This window comes from Nocardia sp. NPDC004123 (genome assembly GCF_053603795.1).
The window spans coordinates 523,121-539,707 of record NZ_JBSGGG010000001.1 but is presented as its reverse complement, the minus strand read 5'-3'; the positions used below and the strand labels follow the sequence as shown (position 1 = coordinate 539,707).

At 68.4% G+C, this 16,587-nt stretch carries 17 protein-coding genes; 9 read left to right on the top strand and 8 right to left on the bottom strand.

Going from position 1 to position 16,587, the window contains the following annotated elements:
- Window positions 1–317: 317 nt before the first annotated feature.
- The 4 genes from ACWEQQ_RS02425 (at window position 318) to ACWEQQ_RS02410 (ending at window position 4,661) form a co-directional block, all read left to right on the top strand.
- A complete protein-coding gene (locus tag ACWEQQ_RS02425) occupies window positions 318–1,247 on the top strand; it encodes a carbohydrate ABC transporter permease (protein WP_452346876.1) in 930 nt (309 codons plus the stop codon).
- A gap of 68 nt (window positions 1,248–1,315) precedes the next feature.
- Window positions 1,316–2,107, top strand: a complete 792-nt coding sequence (locus tag ACWEQQ_RS02420) for a carbohydrate ABC transporter permease (RefSeq protein ID WP_452339430.1) — start codon at window positions 1,316–1,318, stop codon at window positions 2,105–2,107.
- 19 nt (window positions 2,108–2,126) lie between these two features.
- A complete protein-coding gene (locus tag ACWEQQ_RS02415) occupies window positions 2,127–3,482 on the top strand; it encodes an ABC transporter substrate-binding protein (protein WP_452339383.1) in 1,356 nt (451 codons plus the stop codon).
- Window positions 3,483–3,581: 99 nt separating this feature from the next.
- Entirely contained in the window at window positions 3,582–4,661 is a 1,080-nt protein-coding gene (locus tag ACWEQQ_RS02410; RefSeq protein WP_452346858.1) for an ABC transporter ATP-binding protein, read from the top strand.
- Between the two features lie 42 nt (window positions 4,662–4,703).
- On the opposite strand, the gene ACWEQQ_RS02405 is transcribed toward ACWEQQ_RS02410, so the two are convergent.
- The 3 genes from ACWEQQ_RS02405 to ACWEQQ_RS02395 form a co-directional block, all read right to left on the bottom strand.
- The gene (locus tag ACWEQQ_RS02405) at window positions 4,704–6,686 is read right to left on the bottom strand and encodes a M13 family metallopeptidase (protein WP_452346857.1); all 1,983 of its coding nucleotides are present in this window, start codon (window positions 6,684–6,686) and stop codon (window positions 4,704–4,706) included.
- A gap of 198 nt (window positions 6,687–6,884) precedes the next feature.
- Window positions 6,885–7,265 carry a DUF397 domain-containing protein gene (locus tag ACWEQQ_RS02400; RefSeq protein WP_364609090.1) on the bottom strand — a complete coding sequence of 127 codons (381 nt, stop codon included), beginning with the start codon at window positions 7,263–7,265 and terminating at the stop codon, window positions 6,885–6,887.
- A 31-nt stretch (window positions 7,266–7,296) separates the two neighbouring features.
- Window positions 7,297–8,148: a Scr1 family TA system antitoxin-like transcriptional regulator gene (locus tag ACWEQQ_RS02395; protein WP_452346856.1), complete on the bottom strand. Its 852-nt coding sequence runs from the start codon at window positions 8,146–8,148 to the stop codon at window positions 7,297–7,299.
- Window positions 8,149–8,238: 90 nt separating this feature from the next.
- Between ACWEQQ_RS02395 and ACWEQQ_RS02390 the strand changes: the two genes are divergently transcribed.
- Complete coding sequence (locus ACWEQQ_RS02390) at window positions 8,239–8,712, top strand: hypothetical protein (RefSeq protein ID WP_452339380.1); 474 nt, start codon at window positions 8,239–8,241, stop codon at window positions 8,710–8,712.
- On the opposite strand, the gene ACWEQQ_RS02385 is transcribed toward ACWEQQ_RS02390, so the two are convergent.
- Both ACWEQQ_RS02385 and ACWEQQ_RS02380 read right to left on the bottom strand, forming a co-directional pair.
- A complete protein-coding gene (locus tag ACWEQQ_RS02385; protein ID WP_452339379.1) occupies window positions 8,702–9,196 on the bottom strand; it encodes a DUF4190 domain-containing protein in 495 nt (164 codons plus the stop codon). The genes ACWEQQ_RS02390 and ACWEQQ_RS02385 overlap by 11 nt on opposite strands.
- 9 nt (window positions 9,197–9,205) lie before the next feature.
- Window positions 9,206–9,979: a pirin family protein gene (locus tag ACWEQQ_RS02380; protein WP_379384526.1), complete on the bottom strand. Its 774-nt coding sequence runs from the start codon at window positions 9,977–9,979 to the stop codon at window positions 9,206–9,208.
- A 281-nt stretch (window positions 9,980–10,260) separates the two neighbouring features.
- Here ACWEQQ_RS02380 and ACWEQQ_RS02375 point away from each other — a divergent pair, with 281 nt between their 5' ends.
- The 3 genes from ACWEQQ_RS02375 (at window position 10,261) to ACWEQQ_RS02365 (ending at window position 13,864) form a co-directional block, all read left to right on the top strand.
- Window positions 10,261–10,731 (top strand): NUDIX hydrolase, encoded by a 471-nt coding sequence (locus tag ACWEQQ_RS02375; RefSeq protein WP_379384528.1) that lies wholly within the window; start codon window positions 10,261–10,263, stop codon window positions 10,729–10,731.
- Window positions 10,728–12,074 carry an MFS transporter gene (locus ACWEQQ_RS02370; RefSeq protein WP_452346855.1) on the top strand — a complete coding sequence of 449 codons (1,347 nt, stop codon included), beginning with the start codon at window positions 10,728–10,730 and terminating at the stop codon, window positions 12,072–12,074. Before ACWEQQ_RS02375 ends, ACWEQQ_RS02370 begins: the two co-directional genes overlap by 4 nt.
- A 173-nt stretch (window positions 12,075–12,247) precedes the next feature.
- On the top strand, window positions 12,248–13,864 hold the full coding sequence (locus ACWEQQ_RS02365; RefSeq protein ID WP_452346875.1) for a DUF4185 domain-containing protein: 1,617 nt from the start codon (window positions 12,248–12,250) through the stop codon (window positions 13,862–13,864).
- A 40-nt stretch (window positions 13,865–13,904) separates the two neighbouring features.
- Here the strand turns inward: ACWEQQ_RS02365 and ACWEQQ_RS02360 are convergent, their stop codons facing one another.
- Genes ACWEQQ_RS02360 through ACWEQQ_RS02350 form a run of 3 tightly spaced genes read right to left on the bottom strand, consistent with a single transcriptional unit; the run spans window position 13,905 to window position 16,265 of the window.
- Complete coding sequence (locus ACWEQQ_RS02360; protein WP_452339376.1) at window positions 13,905–14,768, bottom strand: 5-oxoprolinase subunit C family protein; 864 nt, start codon at window positions 14,766–14,768, stop codon at window positions 13,905–13,907.
- On the bottom strand, window positions 14,765–15,496 hold the full coding sequence (locus ACWEQQ_RS02355) for a 5-oxoprolinase subunit B family protein (RefSeq protein ID WP_452339375.1): 732 nt from the start codon (window positions 15,494–15,496) through the stop codon (window positions 14,765–14,767). The genes ACWEQQ_RS02360 and ACWEQQ_RS02355 overlap by 4 nt, the downstream gene beginning before the upstream one ends.
- 16 nt (window positions 15,497–15,512) lie before the next feature.
- On the bottom strand, window positions 15,513–16,265 hold the full coding sequence (locus ACWEQQ_RS02350; RefSeq protein ID WP_452346854.1) for a LamB/YcsF family protein: 753 nt from the start codon (window positions 16,263–16,265) through the stop codon (window positions 15,513–15,515).
- Between the two features lie 168 nt (window positions 16,266–16,433).
- Between ACWEQQ_RS02350 and ACWEQQ_RS02345 the strand changes: the two genes are divergently transcribed.
- A complete protein-coding gene (locus ACWEQQ_RS02345; RefSeq protein WP_452346853.1) occupies window positions 16,434–16,580 on the top strand; it encodes a hypothetical protein in 147 nt (48 codons plus the stop codon).
- Window positions 16,581–16,587 lie beyond the last annotated feature (7 nt).

The following is a 16,587-nucleotide window of genomic DNA, read 5'->3' as shown; positions in this document are numbered from 1 at the left end:
CTCGCGGGCGGTGATGCGGTCGACGACGGCGAAGCGCTCCATCGCTCCGGAGGCTCCGCGCCCGGCGCACTCGCCGTTCTCGACCACCATTTGAAGCCCCGCCCGATTGGGCGGGGCGCCAACTCGTTCTTGCTGTTGGCCAACCGTTCATATGATTCCGGTCTCGAAACAAGTTGGGCGGTCGTACTATTCGGCGCATGTCCGCGCCGCTCGAGGGTGTGACCGGTGAACAGTCGGTGGCGCGCGCCGATCGACAGTTCAGCGATCTTCCATCCGGAATTAACCAGTCAGTAGCCCTGAGCCGCAAGGCTGCGCGGGTGCGATCTTGGCCCGAACGAGTACTCCCGACGCCCCCGGGGCGCGGGTGGCGAAGCAGACCCTGGCAGGACCATGCGCTCTTCGTGGTCCTGGTCGCGCCGAACCTGATTCTGCTGGGGCTGTTCGTCTATCGGCCGCTGGTCGACAATATCCGCCTGTCGTTCACCGACTGGAACATCTCGGCGACCAGCCTGAACTGGGTCGGTTTCGACAACTACACCGAGTGGTTCGGCCGCGACGACTCCTGGCAGATCGTCGGCAATACGGTGATCTTCACCGTCGCCGCGGTCCTCGGCAGCATGCTGCTGGGCCTGGCGCTTGCCCTGCTGCTGGATCGCAAACTGTTCGGGCGCAATGTGGTCCGCTCCGCCATCTTCGCGCCCTACGTCATCTCCGGCGCGGCCATCGGCGTGGGCTTCCAGTTCATCTTCGACCCCGGCTTCGGCCTGGTCCCGGATCTGCTGGAGCGGCTGGGGATGCACTCACCCGACTTCGCGCAGAACCCGCACTGGGCACTGTTCATGATCACGGTCACCTACATCTGGAAGAACCTGGGCTACAGCTTCGTCATCTATCTGGCAGCGCTGCAAGGGGTTCGGGCCGACCTGATGGAGGCCGCCGAGATCGACGGCGCGAGCCGCTGGACCACCTTCACCCGGGTGCTGCTGCCGCAGCTGCGGCCCACCACCTACTTCCTGTCGATCACGGTGCTGCTCAACTCACTTCAGGTCTTCGACCTCATCAATGTGATGACCCGCGGCGGGCCCATCGGCACCGGCACCACCACCATGATCTATCAGGTCTATCGCGAATCCTGGGTGAACCAGCGGGCCGGATACGGGGCGGCCGTCGCCACCATCATGTTCCTGGTGCTGCTCATCGTGACGCTGGTGCAGGTGCGCATCATGGACCGAGGGGACGAGAAGTGAACCGGCTCAACGCGCTGAGCGCTTTCCGCGACCGGGAACTGTGGGCCAAGGTGTTCGGCTACGCCGCCATGGTGTGCGTGCTGATCATCGTCGGCGTCCCGCTGTACTACATCCTCACCCGCTCCTTCATGGCGCACGGGGAGGTCTACTCCCAGCCGGTCAGCTACTGGCCCGAGCACTGGCTGGCGTCGAACTACCACGACGCCACCACCACGCTGCCGTTCTGGCAGTTCCTGCGGAACTCGATCATCGTAACCGGCGTCGTCTCGGCGGTGAAGTTCGTGCTGGGCGTGCTCAGCGCCTACGGCCTGGTGTTCCTGCGCTTCCCCGGCAAGAACATCGTGTTCCTGGTGATCATCGCGGCGCTCATGGTGCCCAACCAGATCACCATCATCTCCAACTACGCGCTCATCGCCCAGCTGGGCTGGCGAAACACCTTCCAGGGCATCATCGTTCCGCTCTGCGGCGTCGCCTTCGGCACCTTCCTGATGCGCAATCACTTCCTGTCGCTGCCGAGCGAGGTCATCGAGGCCGCGCGGATGGACGGCGCGGGCTGGTGGCGGCTGCTGACCCGGGTGGTGCTGCCCATGTCCGGACCCACCATGGTGGCGTTCGCGGTGGTCACGCTGGTGAACGAGTGGAACGAATACCTGTGGCCGTTCCTGATGGCCGACGACGCGCGGGTGGCCACCCTGCCGGTCGGCCTGACCCTGCTGCAGAACACCGAGAACCCGAGCGTCACCAACTGGGGTCCGGTCATGGCCGGGGTCATCCTGACCATGCTCCCCATCCTCATCGTCTTCCTGGTGCTCCAGCGCCAGATGATCAAGGGCCTCACCTCCGGTGCGGTCAAGGGTTAAGTCCCAGAAGGAGATTCCTGTGTCGGATTCACGTAACCCCGCTGATTTCACGGCACGCCGTGGTGCTCTTTCGCGACGCGGGTTTCTCGGCTTGGCGGGCGCGGCCGCGGGTGCGGCGGCGCTGACCGCGTGCGCCGGATCCGGTGGCGGCGGCACGCAGGGCGGCGACTCGAAGACCATCACCTTCTGGTCCAACCACCCCGGCACCTCCAAGGACCAGGAAACCGAGCTCATCAACCGGTTCCAGGCCAAGTACCCGGACCTGAAGGTCAATCTGGTCGACGCGGGCAAGAACTACGAGGAGGTCGCGACCAAGTTCAACGCCGCGCTCTCCGGGGGTGAACTGCCCGACGTGGTCATCCTGTCCGACGTCTGGTGGTTCAACTACGCGCTCAACGGCACCATCGAGCCGCTGGACAGCCACTTCTCCGCGGCCGGGGTGAACGTGTCCGACTACGTGGACACCTTCGTCGGCGACTACAAGTTCAACGGCAAGACCTGGGCGCTGCCGTACTCGCGCTCGACGCAGATCTTCTACTACAACAAGGACGTCTGGGCCAAGGCCGGACTGCCCGACCGCACGCCGAACAGCTGGGACGAGTTCGACGAGTGGGGCCCGAAGATCCAGAGCGTGATGGGCGACGGCAAGTGGGCGCACGGCTGGGGCGACGCCAAGAACTACCTGGCCTGGACCTTCCAGGGTCCGTGCTGGACCTTCGGCGGCGCGTACTCGGACGAGTGGAAGCTGAAGTTCAACGACCCGGCCACCATCAAGGCCGGAAACTACCTGCGCGACTCCATCAATACCAAGAAGTACGCCAGCATCCGGCCCACCTACGCCGTGGACTTCGGCAACGGCATCATCGCCTCGGCCATCGGCTCCACCGGAGACCTGAAGAGCATCAACACCAATGCCGCGGGCAAAACCCAGTTCGGCACCGGCTTCCTGCCGCACCCGAACGGGCTGGCGGGCTGCACCACCGGCGGCGCCGGCCTGGCGATTCCGTCGCGGATCAGCGACGCCCGCAAGGAGAACGCGCTCAAGTTCATCGAGTTCATCACCAATGCGGCCAACACCTCGTACTTCTCGCAGGCCACCGGCTATGTGCCGGTGCGCAAGTCGGCGCAGCAGGATCCGGGCATGCAGGACTTCCTGGCCAAGAACCCGAACTTCAAGACCGCGATCGACCAGCTGCCGCTGACCAAGCCGCAGAACTACGCGCGCGTGTTCGTGCCCGGCGGCGACCAGATCATCGGCACCGGGCTCGAGCAGATCGGCCTGCAGAACCGGGACACCGCAGCGGCTTTCGGCGATATCGCCAACCAGCTGCAGACGATCATCGACCGGCAGATCACGCCCAAGCTGCCCAAGTAAGAGACGCACCCGCACGCTGACGTCAGGGGCCGGAGGCGGCAGCCTGCGTAACCACGGAGGCCCCCGGCAGCGTGAGCATTGGACAAGGAGAGCGCCGGCATGGCGACTGTGCAGTTCGAGGGAGTTTCCCTCACCTATCCGGGGGCGCCCGGCCCCGCGGTCGACGACCTGGACCTGGACATCGCCGACGGCGAATTCCTGGTGCTGGTCGGGCCTTCGGGCTGCGGCAAGTCCACCAGTCTGCGCATGCTGGCGGGTCTCGAAGCGGTGACCGCCGGGCACATTCGCATCGGCGGACTCGACGTGACCGGCCTGCCGCCGCGTTCGCGCGACGTGGCCATGGTGTTCCAGAGCTACGCGCTCTACCCGAATATGACCGTGGCCGAGAACATGGGGTTCGCGCTGCGCAATGCGGGTATGAGCAAGGCCGACACCAGGGTTCGCGTCACCGAGGCGGCGGCCATGCTGGAGCTGGAGGACCTGCTCGACCGCAAGCCCGCGCGGCTGTCGGGCGGCCAGCGCCAGCGCGTCGCCATGGGCCGGGCCATCGTGCGGCGGCCGCAGGTGTTCTGCATGGACGAGCCGCTGTCGAATCTCGATGCCAAGCTGCGGGTTTCGACCCGCTCGCAGATCGCGGCCCTGCAGAAGCGGCTGGGCACCACCACCGTGTACGTGACCCATGATCAGGTCGAGGCCATGACCATGGGGCACCGGGTCGCGGTGATGAAGGACGGGAAGCTGCAGCAGATCGCCGCTCCCCGTGAGCTTTACGACGATCCGGTCAACACCTTCGTCGCCGGGTTCATCGGCTCGCCCGGCATGAACCTGCTGACCGCGCCGGTCCGCGCGGGCGCGGCCGTGCTCAACGACCTGCGAATTCCCCTGCCGCACAATATCGACGGCAAGAACGTGATCGTCGGCATCCGGCCCGAATCCTGGGAGGTCACCACCGATGCGGGCAATGCGCTCGCGGTCGAGGTGGAACTGCTCGAGGAGCTCGGCTCGGAGTCGTTCGTCTACTCGCACGGCGTGGCCGACGAATGGTCCAGCCGCTCCGGCCGGGTGGTCGCGCGGGTGGATCGGCGCTTCCAGGTCGCGCTGGGCGACCGTCTGCTCCTGACGCCCAAGCAGGACGAACTCTTCTTCTTCGACGCGGAAACCGAAGAGCGCCTGCGTTAGCCGGCCGGGGCCCTCGCCATCTCGGCGAGGGCCCGGTCCGGACTACCAGATCTTCACACGCTCAGCGGGATCCAGATAGAGCTCGTCACCCGGCCGCACATCGAAGGCCTCGTGGAAGCTGTCGAGGTTGCGGACCACGCCATTGCAACGGAACTCCGCCGGCGAGTGCGGGTCCACGGCGAGGCGGCGGATGGCCTCCTCGATACGCGCCTTGGTGCGCCACACCTGCGCCCAGCCGAAGAACACCCGCTGCAGGCCGGTGAGTTCGTCGAGGACGGGGGAGTCCTGGCCCTCGATGGCAATCCGGTACGCCTCCAGGGCGATCGAGAGACCGCCCAGGTCGCCGATGTTCTCACCGATGGTGAATTCGCCATTGACCTTGTGGTCCGCCGACAGATCCTTGGGGGAGAACTGGTTGTACTGGTCGATCAAAGCCTTGGTGCGCTTGCCGAATTCGGTGCGGTCCGACTCGGTCCACCAGTCGACCATATTGCCGTCGCCGTCGTACTTGGAGCCCTGATCGTCGAAGCCGTGGCCGATCTCGTGCCCGATGACCGCACCGATACCACCGTAGTTGGCGGCGTCGTCGGCGTTCATGTCGAAGAACGGGGGCTGCAGAATGGCGGCCGGGAAGACGATCTCGTTCATGCCCGGGTTGTAGTAGGCGTTCACCGTCTGCGGGGTCATGAACCATTCGCCGCGGTCCACCGGGCCGCCCAGCTTGTTCAGGTCGCGGTCGTGCTCGGCGGCGTAGCCGCTGCGGTAGTTGCCCACCACGTCGGCCGGATCCACGGTGACCGCGGCGTAGTCACGCCACTCCTCCGGGTAGCCGATCTTGGGGGTGAACTTCTCCAGCTTGGCCAGCGCGGCCTGCCGGGTGTCCGGGCCCATCCACTCCAGCTCGGAGATATTGCGGCGGTAGGCCTCCTGCAGATTCGCCACCAGCTCGACCATGCGGGCCTTGGCCTCCGGCGGGAAGTGCCGAGCCACATAGAGCTTGCCCACGGCCTCGCCCAGCAGATCCTGCACCAGGGAGACGCCGCGCTTCCAACGCTCCCGATTCTCCTGCGCGCCGGTCAGGGTGCGGCCGTAGAAGTCGAAATTGGCCTCCACCAGATCCGCGGTCAGGTACGGCGCGCGAGCCTTCACCACCCGCCAGGCCGCCCAGGCCTTCCAGTCCACCAGCGATTCCGAGGCCCACAGCTGGGCGAAGGTGCGCACGTAATCGGGCTGGCGAACGACGAGTTCCGCGAACAGCTCCGCACCGGAGCGATCCAGTCCCGCGGCCAGCGCGGAAGTCCAGGCGGTCCAGTCGAATTCCGGGTTCTCGGCGGCCAGCGCGTCGAAAGTGGTGAGGTTGTAGCTCAATTCGGCATCGCGGCGGCGCACCACGTCCCAGTGACCCGCGGCCAGCTTGGTCTCCAGCTCGAAAACCCGCTGGGCGTCATGGTCCAACCCGGCCAGCTCGAACATGCGGCGGATGTGGGCGACGTACTTCTCGCGGATCTCCGCGTATTCGTCCTTGTGGTAGTACGACTCGTCGGGCAGGCCGATGCCGGACTGGGTGGCGTGCACCAGGTACCGGGCGGAGTTCTTGTCGTCGGTGTCGACGTAGAAGGCCAGCGCGCCGCCTACGCCGGTGCGCTGCAGGCGCCCGATGAGCGCGGCGAAGTCCGAACGGGCGGCGACCCCGGACACGGCGGCCAGCTCCTCGGCGATCGGGGTCAGGCCCGCCGCCTCGACGGCCGCGTCGGCCATGAAGCTGTTGTAGAGATCGCCGATCTTGCGCTCTTCGGTGCCGGGCGCGGCATCGGCCGCCGAGGCGTCCTGGATGATCTTCTGCACATCCAGTTCAGCCTGGTCGTAGAGCGTGCGGAAGGCACCGTCCACCGCCCGGTCGGCCGGTATCTCGTAGCTCTCCAGCCATTTGCCGTTGACGTGCGCGAACAGGTCGTCCTGTACCCGTACGTCCGCGTCACGGAAGGACAGGTCGATACCAGAGGGAGGCGTCAGCTGCGAAGTCACAGTGCCTATTTTGCCCTCCGCTTCGCTCCGGGCGGGTTCGCGGCGCTGAAAGTCTCGTTCTTTCCTCCCTCCGCCTCCTCCGCTTCGCTCCCCGGTTCCGCTCGGTCCAGAACGAGCGCTCCGCCTCCCCGCGCTTGCGCCGCGAACCACCGGGCTCGACCCCCGACGGCCGAGCCTCGACACTGCACTGTTCGGTGGCTAGACGCTTTGCGGCTGACGGTCGAATTCCCCGTCGCGGGCCCCGTCGATGAAGGCGCGCCATTCGCCGGGGGTGTAGACCAGGGTGGTGTCGCGGTGCCGGAGGGTGGTGTGGCCGTCCGCACCGGTCTCCGCGCTGAGCGCGGTGCGGAGGGAGTGGCGGCCCAGCACAGCGGCCAGGAATGTCATCCATTCGGTCGCGGCGACGGTGATGATGGGCTCGTCTTCAAGGCGATGTTCCGGATTGCGCCGGTACTTGCTGTCACGAATGAGCACCGCATCACCGTCGAATCGAACCTCCACGCACTGATTTCCGTTATTGGTACGGGACGACGTGAACCAGCCGCGGGATACCGGCTGATAGTTCGCGGTGTTTAGCATGGGCAGCATTTTACCGTTACGCATGCGTATCCTACCCTTGCGAATATCGTTTGATGAGCTCCAAAGATTCTGCGCGACCGAGAGATTGGTCGAGCGCACGCACAAATGCGAACCGCAGATCGCGAATCTGCGACGAATCCTCCACCGCCCCACCGAAAACCGCGCTCTCCACCCAGGTGAACGTCGGAAGATTCTCGGAAGCGAAATCCAGCAGATGGAAACTCGACCCGCCCAGCAGTGCGCCCCGGGTCGCGGTGAACGGAATCACCCGCACCGAAATGGAATCCAGCTCGTCCAGCAGTGTTGCCAGATGTTCCAGTTGCCCGCGCAATACTTTCGGGCCGCCGATCTGCTGTAGCAGCGTGGCCTCGCCGATCACCGCGGTGAGTTCCACCCGGTCGGCGCCGCGCAGCCGCTCCTGCCGCTTCAGCCGCACCGCCACCAGTTGTTCCACCTGGACGGGACGGATCATGACGTCGGCGCTGATGAGCGCCCGCGCGTATTCCTCGGTCTGCAACAGCCCGGGCACCACCAGGCTGTCGTAGCTGCGGATGCTCTCCGCGCCCAGCTCCATGCCGTAATACCGTTGCAGCTCCGGCCCGATCAGCGCCGAGGACCTGGCCCACCAGCCGCGCTCCTTGCTCAGCGCCAGCAGTTCCAGCAGTTCCGCGCGCTCCTCACCCTCCACCTCGAGCAGCTCCAGCACCGGGCCGATGGTGGTCGCCGTGAGGACGCGCCGGCCCTTCTCCACGTGCGACCAGTTGGCGGGTGTGAAGCCGACACGCTTGGCGAAGGTCGCCGAATCGAAGCCGCACTGCTCACGCAGTTCGCGCAGTCGCAGGACCAGCTCCCACCGGGCGACGGTGGGCGAGACGGGTGCCATGAGCAGTGATGCTACGCTGGGGAACTCACTGGCGTGTGACTATTGTCATACCGATAGCCCGGCCCTAAGGTCGGTAGCAGGAGGTTCGCCATGAGCGCGCTGGACCCGTCCTCGTATACCGCCACCCAGGAAGCGCTGGCCCGGTGCCGGCGCTATCGCAAGGAGCACGGTCTCTACGGCGTGGTGGACTCGGCACTGTGCCGAATCATGTTGGAGGTCGGGGCCGTCGGGGCCGTGACCATGCCCGCCGACCTGGGCCACCGGGTCCGCGACCATCTGGTCGCCCGGCGCCGCTGCGGGCCCGTCATCGCCCACCCGCGCTCGGGCCGCTGGACCTTCCTGACCGGCCCCACGGACGACTCGTATTACGACACCGCTTTGTTCTCAGACCTTTTCCGTGATTGCGCTTCCGTAGCGCAGCCGGGCAGCACCATCGTGCTGCCGTCTCCCGCGGACGAGCACAGCGCCTACCGCACGTGGATTCACCCGCCGGAAGGGGACTTTCGCCCCGAACTGGCCGAGGTGCTGGCCGCCACCCGCGAGTGCCATCCGGTCAGCGGGTAGGCGCGGGCGTCAGCGTGACGCTGAACCTGTCCTCGACGCGCTTGTTGAATTCCTCCTGGCACTGCTGAACCTTGGACCTGTCACCGCCGGCCTTGTTCAGGCAGTCGATCAGATCGGTGCCGCCGGTGTCCTTGAAGACGACCCACACCAGCACGCCGACCAGAATGCCGCCGATCAGGCTGATGACGCCCATGATCGCGCCCGCCAGCGCCATTCCGAAGCCGCCGGACGTGCCGCGGCGCGCCTTCGTCGCGGCGATCACGCCGAGAATGATCGCGAACGCGCCGCACAGGACGCCGACGATGGTGAGCAGCACCGTCCAGAAGGTGAGCAGACCCAGGATGCCGAAGACCATCGCGGTGATCGCCATGCCCTTGCGCTGCGGCGATTCCTGCCAGTACTGCGGTCCGCCGGGCGGCGGATAGTTTCCGTGCGGAGGCGGCGGGTACTGGCCGTACTGCCCCGGCGGCGGGTACTGGTTCATGCGTCGATGCTATTGCCCGCCGAGTCGGGCATGCATTTCCCACACCAGAATCTCCGACGGCATGTTCGCGGTGACCCGCTGGCCTCCGCTGCGCGTCAACCGCACCGCGTCACCCTCGTACAGGGTGCCCGCCCCCTCCATCTCCACCTCGCCGCGCGCGATGAAGACATGCAGGTAGGGGGCTTCCGGCAGGCGGATCTCGGCGGCGTCGCCGGACATCCGGGCCACATGCAGGGCGGAGTGGCTGCTGGCGATGGCGATGGCGGTGCGGTCGCGGTAGCGGGGCAGGCCCGAGGCCACCGTGATCAGGCCGCCGCCGGCCAGCTCGTCGTCGATCTCCAGCTGCTGATAGCCCGGGGTCAGCCCGGAATCGTCGGGCACCACCCACATCTGGACGAAATGCACCGGCTCCTGGTGTTCGGGCACATTGCCGATCCGCCAGGAATCGTTCTTCTCCGAATGCAGGATGCCGGTACCGGCGCTCATGCGCTGGGCCAGGCCGGGATAGATGACCCCGCTGTGCCCCAGCGAATCCTGATGGACCAGGCTCCCGCTCAGCACCCAGGTGACGATTTCCATGTCCCGGTGCGGATGGGTCTCGAAGCCCTCGCCGGGCAGGACGATGTCCTCATTGTTGACCAGCAGCAGGCCATGATGGGTGTTGTCGGGATCGTAGTGTTCCCCGAACGAGAACGAATGCTTCGAATCCAGCCACGACACACGGGTTTTCATGCGGTCGCCGCCACGATGGATATCGATGTGTGGTGTCGTGAGGGTGGACACCGCCGTACTCCTCTCACCGGCGAGCACCGATCGGATTCCAGGGTAGGGGCCGATACGGCGGCCCAACCTGAATTCCGGGTTAAATTCTAGCGTGAGAGCAGCGCTGCTCCGCACGCCGCCGACCAGGTACTACGCTCTCGGCAACCGGCCCGGGCAAATGCCCGGCGATTGTGAGTGCGCGGCAGTGACGCCCGCCCGCATGCCGTCGTACCCGCCAGCGGGTTTCGGTCGGCGACCGTATCATGATGTGCCGCAAGCGAAACGAGAGGGAGAGCAGGGGGATGCGACCCGAGGCACTCGCGGGCATCGAACGCGAGCTCCGACAACAGGCCGAGAGCGAGGGGATCGCTCATTTCGTGGTGGGCGTGGCCGTCTTCCGGGACGGAAAACTGCTGGTCGTGCGGCGTGTCGCCGAAGGCTCGCACGGGGGGATGTGGGAACTGCCCGGCGGCGGCGTGGAATCCGGCGAGTCCTTCGCCGACTGCGTGGCCCGCGAACTGTTCGAGGAGACCGGGCTGAGCGTCGTGCGGATCACCGACGTGCTGGGCGGATTCGACTACGCCACCCGCACCAAGTCCCGGGTCCGCAAATACAGCTTCGTGGTCGAGACCGAGGCCGCCGAGATCCGGCTGGACCCCCTCGAACACGACCGCTACCAGTGGATCGACGCCGACACCGTCGACAACCTGCCCATGGCCGACGATATGCGCGCGGCCGTCTTCGCGCTGGTGACCACGCACCCGTCCCGGTGACCGCGGCGCCGCCGCCGGCCACCCTGCGCGCCCGGCTGGCCGCGGTCGCGACCGGGCTCCGCGAGAATCCCGGCACCCTGCGGCTGACGCTGGTCCGGCTGTCCGGGCAGTTCGGCGACGGCATGTTCCAGGCCGCGCTCTCGGGCGCGATTCTGTTCAACCCCGAACGCCAGACCGATCCGCTGGCCATCGCCGGCGGCTTCGCGGCCCTGCTGCTGCCGTACTCGATCATCGGCCCGTACGCGGGCGCGCTGCTCGACCGGTGGGATCGCCGCCGGGTGCTGCTCTACGCGAACGTGCTGCGCGCGCTGCTCATCGTGGCGACCGCGGCGGGCCTGCTGGCCGGGGTGCACGCCACCCCGCTGCTGCTGGGCGCGCTGTCCGTGGTCGGGGTGAGCCGGTTCGTGGGCGCCGGTGTGTCCGCGTCACTGCCCAAGGTGCTGGCCCAGCGCTGGCTGGTCCCGATGAACTCGGTGCTGGCGACGGTGGCCTCGGGGTGCGCGGTTCTGGGCGCGGGCCTGGCCTTCTCGATCATCGGGCTGATCGGGGCGGGCGACTTCGCCTCGGCGGTGGCGGCGGCCGGCAGCGCCTCCGGTTCGATCGCCGGCGGGCTGGTGGTGGCCGGATTCCGGCCCCGCGCACTGGGACCCGACCGGGGCGAGCAGGCCGCGGCGCGAGGCGGGTGGAGCACGGTGCGGGCCATCGCCGCCGGACTGCGCGAGGGCGCCACCGCGGCCTGGCGGTCCCGGGAGGTGACCACGACCTTCCTGGGGATCGGCGCGCACCGCATCGTCTTCGGCGCGGACACCCTGCTGATGGTGCTGGTGCTGCGCCGTGGCGACGAGGCCGCGGTGGGGGCGCACCTCGCGAAATTCAGTGCGGCCATCACCGCGACCGGGGCGGGCATGCTCACGGCGGCCGTGGTCGCGCCGGTGCTGATTCCCCGGCTCGGCCGGCCGCGGACGGTGGTGACCGGCCTGGTGACGGCGATCGCGGTACAGCTGGGCCTGGTCACGCCCATCACCGTCGCCACCGGGGACGCCGAGCGGCGGGCGGAGCTGCTGTTGCTGGCGGCGGCCTACCTGCTCGGGCTGGTGGGCCAGGTCATCAAGCTGACCGGGGACGCGGCCATGCAGATCGATATCGACGACGCGCATCGCGGGCAGGTCTTCGCCCTGCAGGACACGGTCTTCAACATCACCTTCGTGCTGGCGCTGGCGGGTACCGCGATGCTGATTCCGGCCGACGGCCGCTCACCGGCGGTGGTGGTGGCCGCGGCGGCGGTCTACGCGGGCGGCGTCCTGGCCATTGCGGCCAATTCACGCCGACGGGTCGGTACGTAGCCGAAGTAGGTATCGGCTCGGTCACACCACTCCGGCGACACGGCGGGACGGCTCCGCGGATGCGGCCCGCAGGACTACGGTGAGGTGGATCCGATCACGGACGAGGAGACGCACCACGGATGACTGCGCGGCGCTCCGAAGCACCTGCGGCCCTGGCGCTCTCGAGCCTGGCGATGGCCGCGGTCATGCTGCTGCCCGCCACACCCGCCACCGCCGGACCCTTGGCCCCGTGGGCCCCGCCGCCGTTGAACGCCTGCGGCGAAACGGGATTCGATCCGCTGGCCCGCGAACCCGACCCGGATGTGCCACTGCCGCAACCGCAGCCGCCCGACAACACCATCCACATTCAGGTCCCGGTCCCGCAGTTCACGCCGGTCCCCATTCCGGGTCCGCGGCAGGACAACACCCGCATCGAGCCCGCGCCACTGCCCCCGGACCCGTGCGTCAATCCGTGCCCCGACCTGCGCAACGACCAGAGTCCCAAGCCGGAAAACCTTGCGCCCGAGAGTGATCCGGCCGACCCGCCGGGCGACCCGGCCGACACCTCCGGAGATCCCGGCACCGGCGATGACCAGCCTGCCCCGGAAGCGGCGCCCGCGCCCACCCCCGCACCGCAGGCCGGCTCCGGCTCCGGCTCCGGCGGGATTCAGCTGCCGCACATCCAGATAGACCAGATTCCGGAGACCGTCCCGATCCCGGTGCCCGGCGGCGATCCCGAGCCACCGCAGCCCCGGCCCGCGCCCGCCGCGCAGCCCCTGGTTCCCGCGCCGGTCGCCGCACCCGTGGCCCCGGCCGAGCTCGACTCGCTGGCGCTGGTGAACCAGGTGACCGGGCACGGCTCCACCAACCGCACCGATATGCGCTGGTCGGTGGACGGCACCGACCTCGGCATCATGTGGGAGTCCGAGCCCGGGCAGATCGCCGTCGCCTTCGGCGACACCTTCGGCAAGGGCTGGGGGCCGATCGGCGCGGGCACCGGGGACCAGGACTGGCGCAGCAACTCCATCGCGTTCAGCAGCAATCGCGATCTCTCCCAGGGCCTGCGGCTGGACACCTTCGCCCAGGACAGCCGGTGTCACGCCGCCGAGATCCTGAGCAGCCGCAAGGTCGACAACTTCGAGATCACCACCATCCCGACGTCCGGCTTCGCGCTGAACGGGCGGCAGTACCTGACGTACATGTCGGTGGCCCGGTGGAGTCGCCACAAGCCGGGCATGTGGTGGACCAATCTGGGCGGGCTGGCCTGGTCCGACGACAACGGCGCGACCTGGACCAAATCCGATTGGGCGCGCTGGGACAACGTCTTCGGGCTGGGACGGTTCCAGGTCATGGGCATGGCGCCGCACGACGGGTACGTGTACATGTTCGGCACGCCCAATGGGCGGTTCGGCACCATCGGGCTGGCCCGGGTGCCCACCGACCAGGTGCTCGACAAGTCGGCCTACCAGTACTGGATCGCCGATACCTGGGTGCCCGCCCTGGGGCCCGACGAACAGCTGGCCGCGCCGATCCTGTCCGGGACCGCCGGTGAGCTGTCGGTGCGCTACGACGAGTCGACCGGGCAGTGGCAGATGATCTACCTGGATCTGGACCGCCACGCCATCGTGCTGCGCACCGCCGCCGAACCGCAGGGCGCCTGGACCGATCCGGTGACCCTGGTCGACACCGACGACTATCCGACGACCTACGGCGGGTACATCCATCCGTGGTCGCGCGGGAAGGACCTGTACTTCACCATGTCGGCGTGGAACAGCTACAACGTGTACCTCATGCACGCGACGCTGAAGTAGCGACTCCGGCGATCCTGTGGCAGCGCAACGAAATCCCGCGTCAATCGATCTTCCGGAAGCGCAGGGCCTGGCCCGGGCGGGCCTGCGCCACGCAGTCCACATCGGCGTCCACCACCACCGCGATCACCGGATAACCGCCGGTGATCGGATGATCCGCCAGGAAGACGACGGGCTGACCGCTGGGCGGCACCTGCACCGAGCCCAAGGCCATACCCTCCGTGGGTAATTCACTCGGTACGCTGCGCCGCAGGGCGGGACCGCTGCGCCGGTCCAGCCGCGCGCCGATCCGATCGGTGTCCGGGGAGACCGTCCACTCGCCTGCGAAGAGAGCGGTGGCGTCGGTGAACCAGTCGGCCCGCGGACCGGGTACGGCACGCACCGTGAGCAGGTCGTTGCCCAGCGCCGGCACCGGCGCGACATCCACGATGGGCAGCGCCCGCGGCGGCTTTCCCACCGGGAGCCGATCGCCCGGACACAGCGGGTCGGGGCCGATGCCGGAGAGGGTGTCGCGGCTGCGGGAGCCCAGCACCGGCGCGACCTCGATGCCGCCGCGCACCGCCACATAGGTGCGCAGACCCGTGTCGGCGATGCCGAGCCGCAGCCGTTGCCCCTCTTCGATTTCCAGCACGCTGGCCGCGCCCATGGGGCGGTCGTCGACGGTGACCGGGGCCGGGGCGCCGGTCACCGCCACCGTGACGTGCTGATCGGCGAGCAGTTCCAGCCCGCCCAGCAGCACCTCGATGCCCGCCGCGCCCTCCGGATTCCCGACCAGGCGATTGGCCAGCCGCAGCGAAGCGCGGTCCGCCGCGCCCGCGGTGCCCACCCCGGAGTCGAACCAGCCCGGGCGGCCCAGGTCCTGAATGGTGGCGAGGGGGCCGACCCGGACGACGCGTAATCCGCTCATGAGCCTGTCCCCACATCCACGAATCGGACCCGGGCGCCGGAGCGCACCAGGGCGGGCGGTTCCCGATCCACATCCCACACCGAGAGGTCGGTGGTCCCGATCAGCTGCCAGCCGCCCGGACTGCGGCGGGGGTAGACGGCCGAATAGCCGCCCGCCAGCGCCACCGCGCCCGCGGGGATGGCGGTGCGGGCTCGCGCGCGCCGCGGCACGGTCAAGCGGCCGTCCGGCGATTCGAGATAGCCGAACCCGGGCGCGAAACCTACGAAGGCACAACGCCATACGGTGCCGGTGTGCTGGGCGACGACCTCGGCCACGGTCAGGCCGAGCAGGCGCGCGACCTCCGGCAGGTCCTCACCGTCGTAGCGGACCGGGATCACGACGGGTTCGACGGGGACGCCGTTGCCGGCCACCTCATCGAACGGATGACCGATCCGGTCCGGCCGCCGACGGGGCCGGCCGCGGTCACCGGCGGTGACCCGGGCCGCCGCGTCGAGCCGGACCAGCAGGACCCGCAGCTGCTTTCGCACCGAGAGCGCCGACCGCGGCGAATCCAGCGTCACCAGCACGGTTTCCGCGGCGGGCAGCACATCGACCACCCCCGTCGGACGCGGCTGCAGCGCGGACACCAGATCGGCCACCATGGCGCGCAGCGGTGGAATCACCAGCAGCGCACGGTCACCCGCCGCCCGCACCTCGCCGACGTCGTCGAATTCCCCGGGACCGGTCATGGTCAGCCACCCCGGATCACGCGAAAGCCCGGACGGGCGTACCGGATTCGTCGAGCGCGGCGCGAATCCGGCGGGCCATCTCGACCGCCGCCGGCGTATCGCCGTGCACGCAGATGCTGGCCGCCGCCACCGCCACCGTGCCGCCGTCCACGCTGGCCGCCTTGCCGTCCCGCGCGATCGACAGCGCCTGCGTCACCGCCGCATCCGCCCCGAGCACCGCACCCGGCAGTCCGCGCGGCGCGAGCAGACCCTCCGGCGTATAGCCGCGATCGGCGAAACCCTCACCGACGAACGGGGTTCCGGCGGCCAGCGCCGCCCGCTCGAGCTCGGTGCCGGCCGGGCCCAGCAGGGCCAGCCGCGCATCGAACTCCCGCAGGGCCGCGACGATGGCGTCGGCCAGCGCACGGTCGGCGCCGGCCTGGTGATACAGCGCGCCATGGGGTTTCACGTAGCGCACCCGGTCTCCGGCAGCGCGGGCGAAGGCATCGAGGCTGCCGATCTGATACAGCGTCTCGTCACGCAGCGCGGCCGGGGCGATCGCGATGGCGCGGCGACCGAACCCGGGCAGATCACGATGGCCGACGTGCGCGCCGATGCGGACACCCTTCTCGACGGCCAGCGCGCAGGTGCGGCGCATGATGGCCGGATCCCCGGCGTGGAATCCGCACGCGATATTGGCGCTGGTGACCACGTCCAGCATGGCGGCGTCGTCACCCATGGTGTAGTCACCGAAACCCTCGCCGAGGTCGCTGTTCAGATCCAGCGTCATATGCGTCCTCCAGCTGTTCGTCGTGATCCGATTGTGGGCGCGCACGCATCCGGCGACAAGAATGTCACGCCAGAAACTGTGTCATGGATCACAGCTGTGTGCTGCCACTTCCGGCGGGCATTCCCTGTCCCATGGACATGAACGACCCCAAGAACATCCTCCTGGCCGGTGCGCGGCGTCCTCGGCGGGCACATCACCCGCGCCCCGCAGGAGCACGGCTACACGGTCCTGTCCCTCGGCCGGGGCGCCGGCAACGACGTGGTCGCCGACCTGATGGACCGCGACCAGCTGCTACGCGCCCTGGCGGCCGCCTGAATGCCCC

Coding starts and splice junctions, on each gene's coding strand:
- ACWEQQ_RS02420 (WP_452339430.1), top strand. CDS start 1,316: ATGGTGTGCGTGCTGATCATCGTCGGCGTCCCGCTGTACTACATCCTC.
- ACWEQQ_RS02410 (WP_452346858.1), top strand. CDS start 3,582: ATGGCGACTGTGCAGTTCGAGGGAGTTTCCCTCACCTATCCGGGGGCG.
- ACWEQQ_RS02400 (WP_364609090.1), bottom strand. CDS start 7,265: ATGCTAAACACCGCGAACTATCAGCCGGTATCCCGCGGCTGGTTCACG.
- ACWEQQ_RS02395 (WP_452346856.1), bottom strand. CDS start 8,148: ATGGCACCCGTCTCGCCCACCGTCGCCCGGTGGGAGCTGGTCCTGCGA.
- ACWEQQ_RS02390 (WP_452339380.1), top strand. CDS start 8,239: ATGAGCGCGCTGGACCCGTCCTCGTATACCGCCACCCAGGAAGCGCTG.
- ACWEQQ_RS02385 (WP_452339379.1), bottom strand. CDS start 9,196: ATGAACCAGTACCCGCCGCCGGGGCAGTACGGCCAGTACCCGCCGCCT.
- ACWEQQ_RS02375 (WP_379384528.1), top strand. CDS start 10,261: ATGCGACCCGAGGCACTCGCGGGCATCGAACGCGAGCTCCGACAACAG.
- ACWEQQ_RS02365 (WP_452346875.1), top strand. CDS start 12,248: ATGGCCGCGGTCATGCTGCTGCCCGCCACACCCGCCACCGCCGGACCC.
- ACWEQQ_RS02360 (WP_452339376.1), bottom strand. CDS start 14,768: ATGAGCGGATTACGCGTCGTCCGGGTCGGCCCCCTCGCCACCATTCAG.
- ACWEQQ_RS02355 (WP_452339375.1), bottom strand. CDS start 15,496: ATGACCGGTCCCGGGGAATTCGACGACGTCGGCGAGGTGCGGGCGGCG.
- ACWEQQ_RS02350 (WP_452346854.1), bottom strand. CDS start 16,265: ATGACGCTGGATCTGAACAGCGACCTCGGCGAGGGTTTCGGTGACTAC.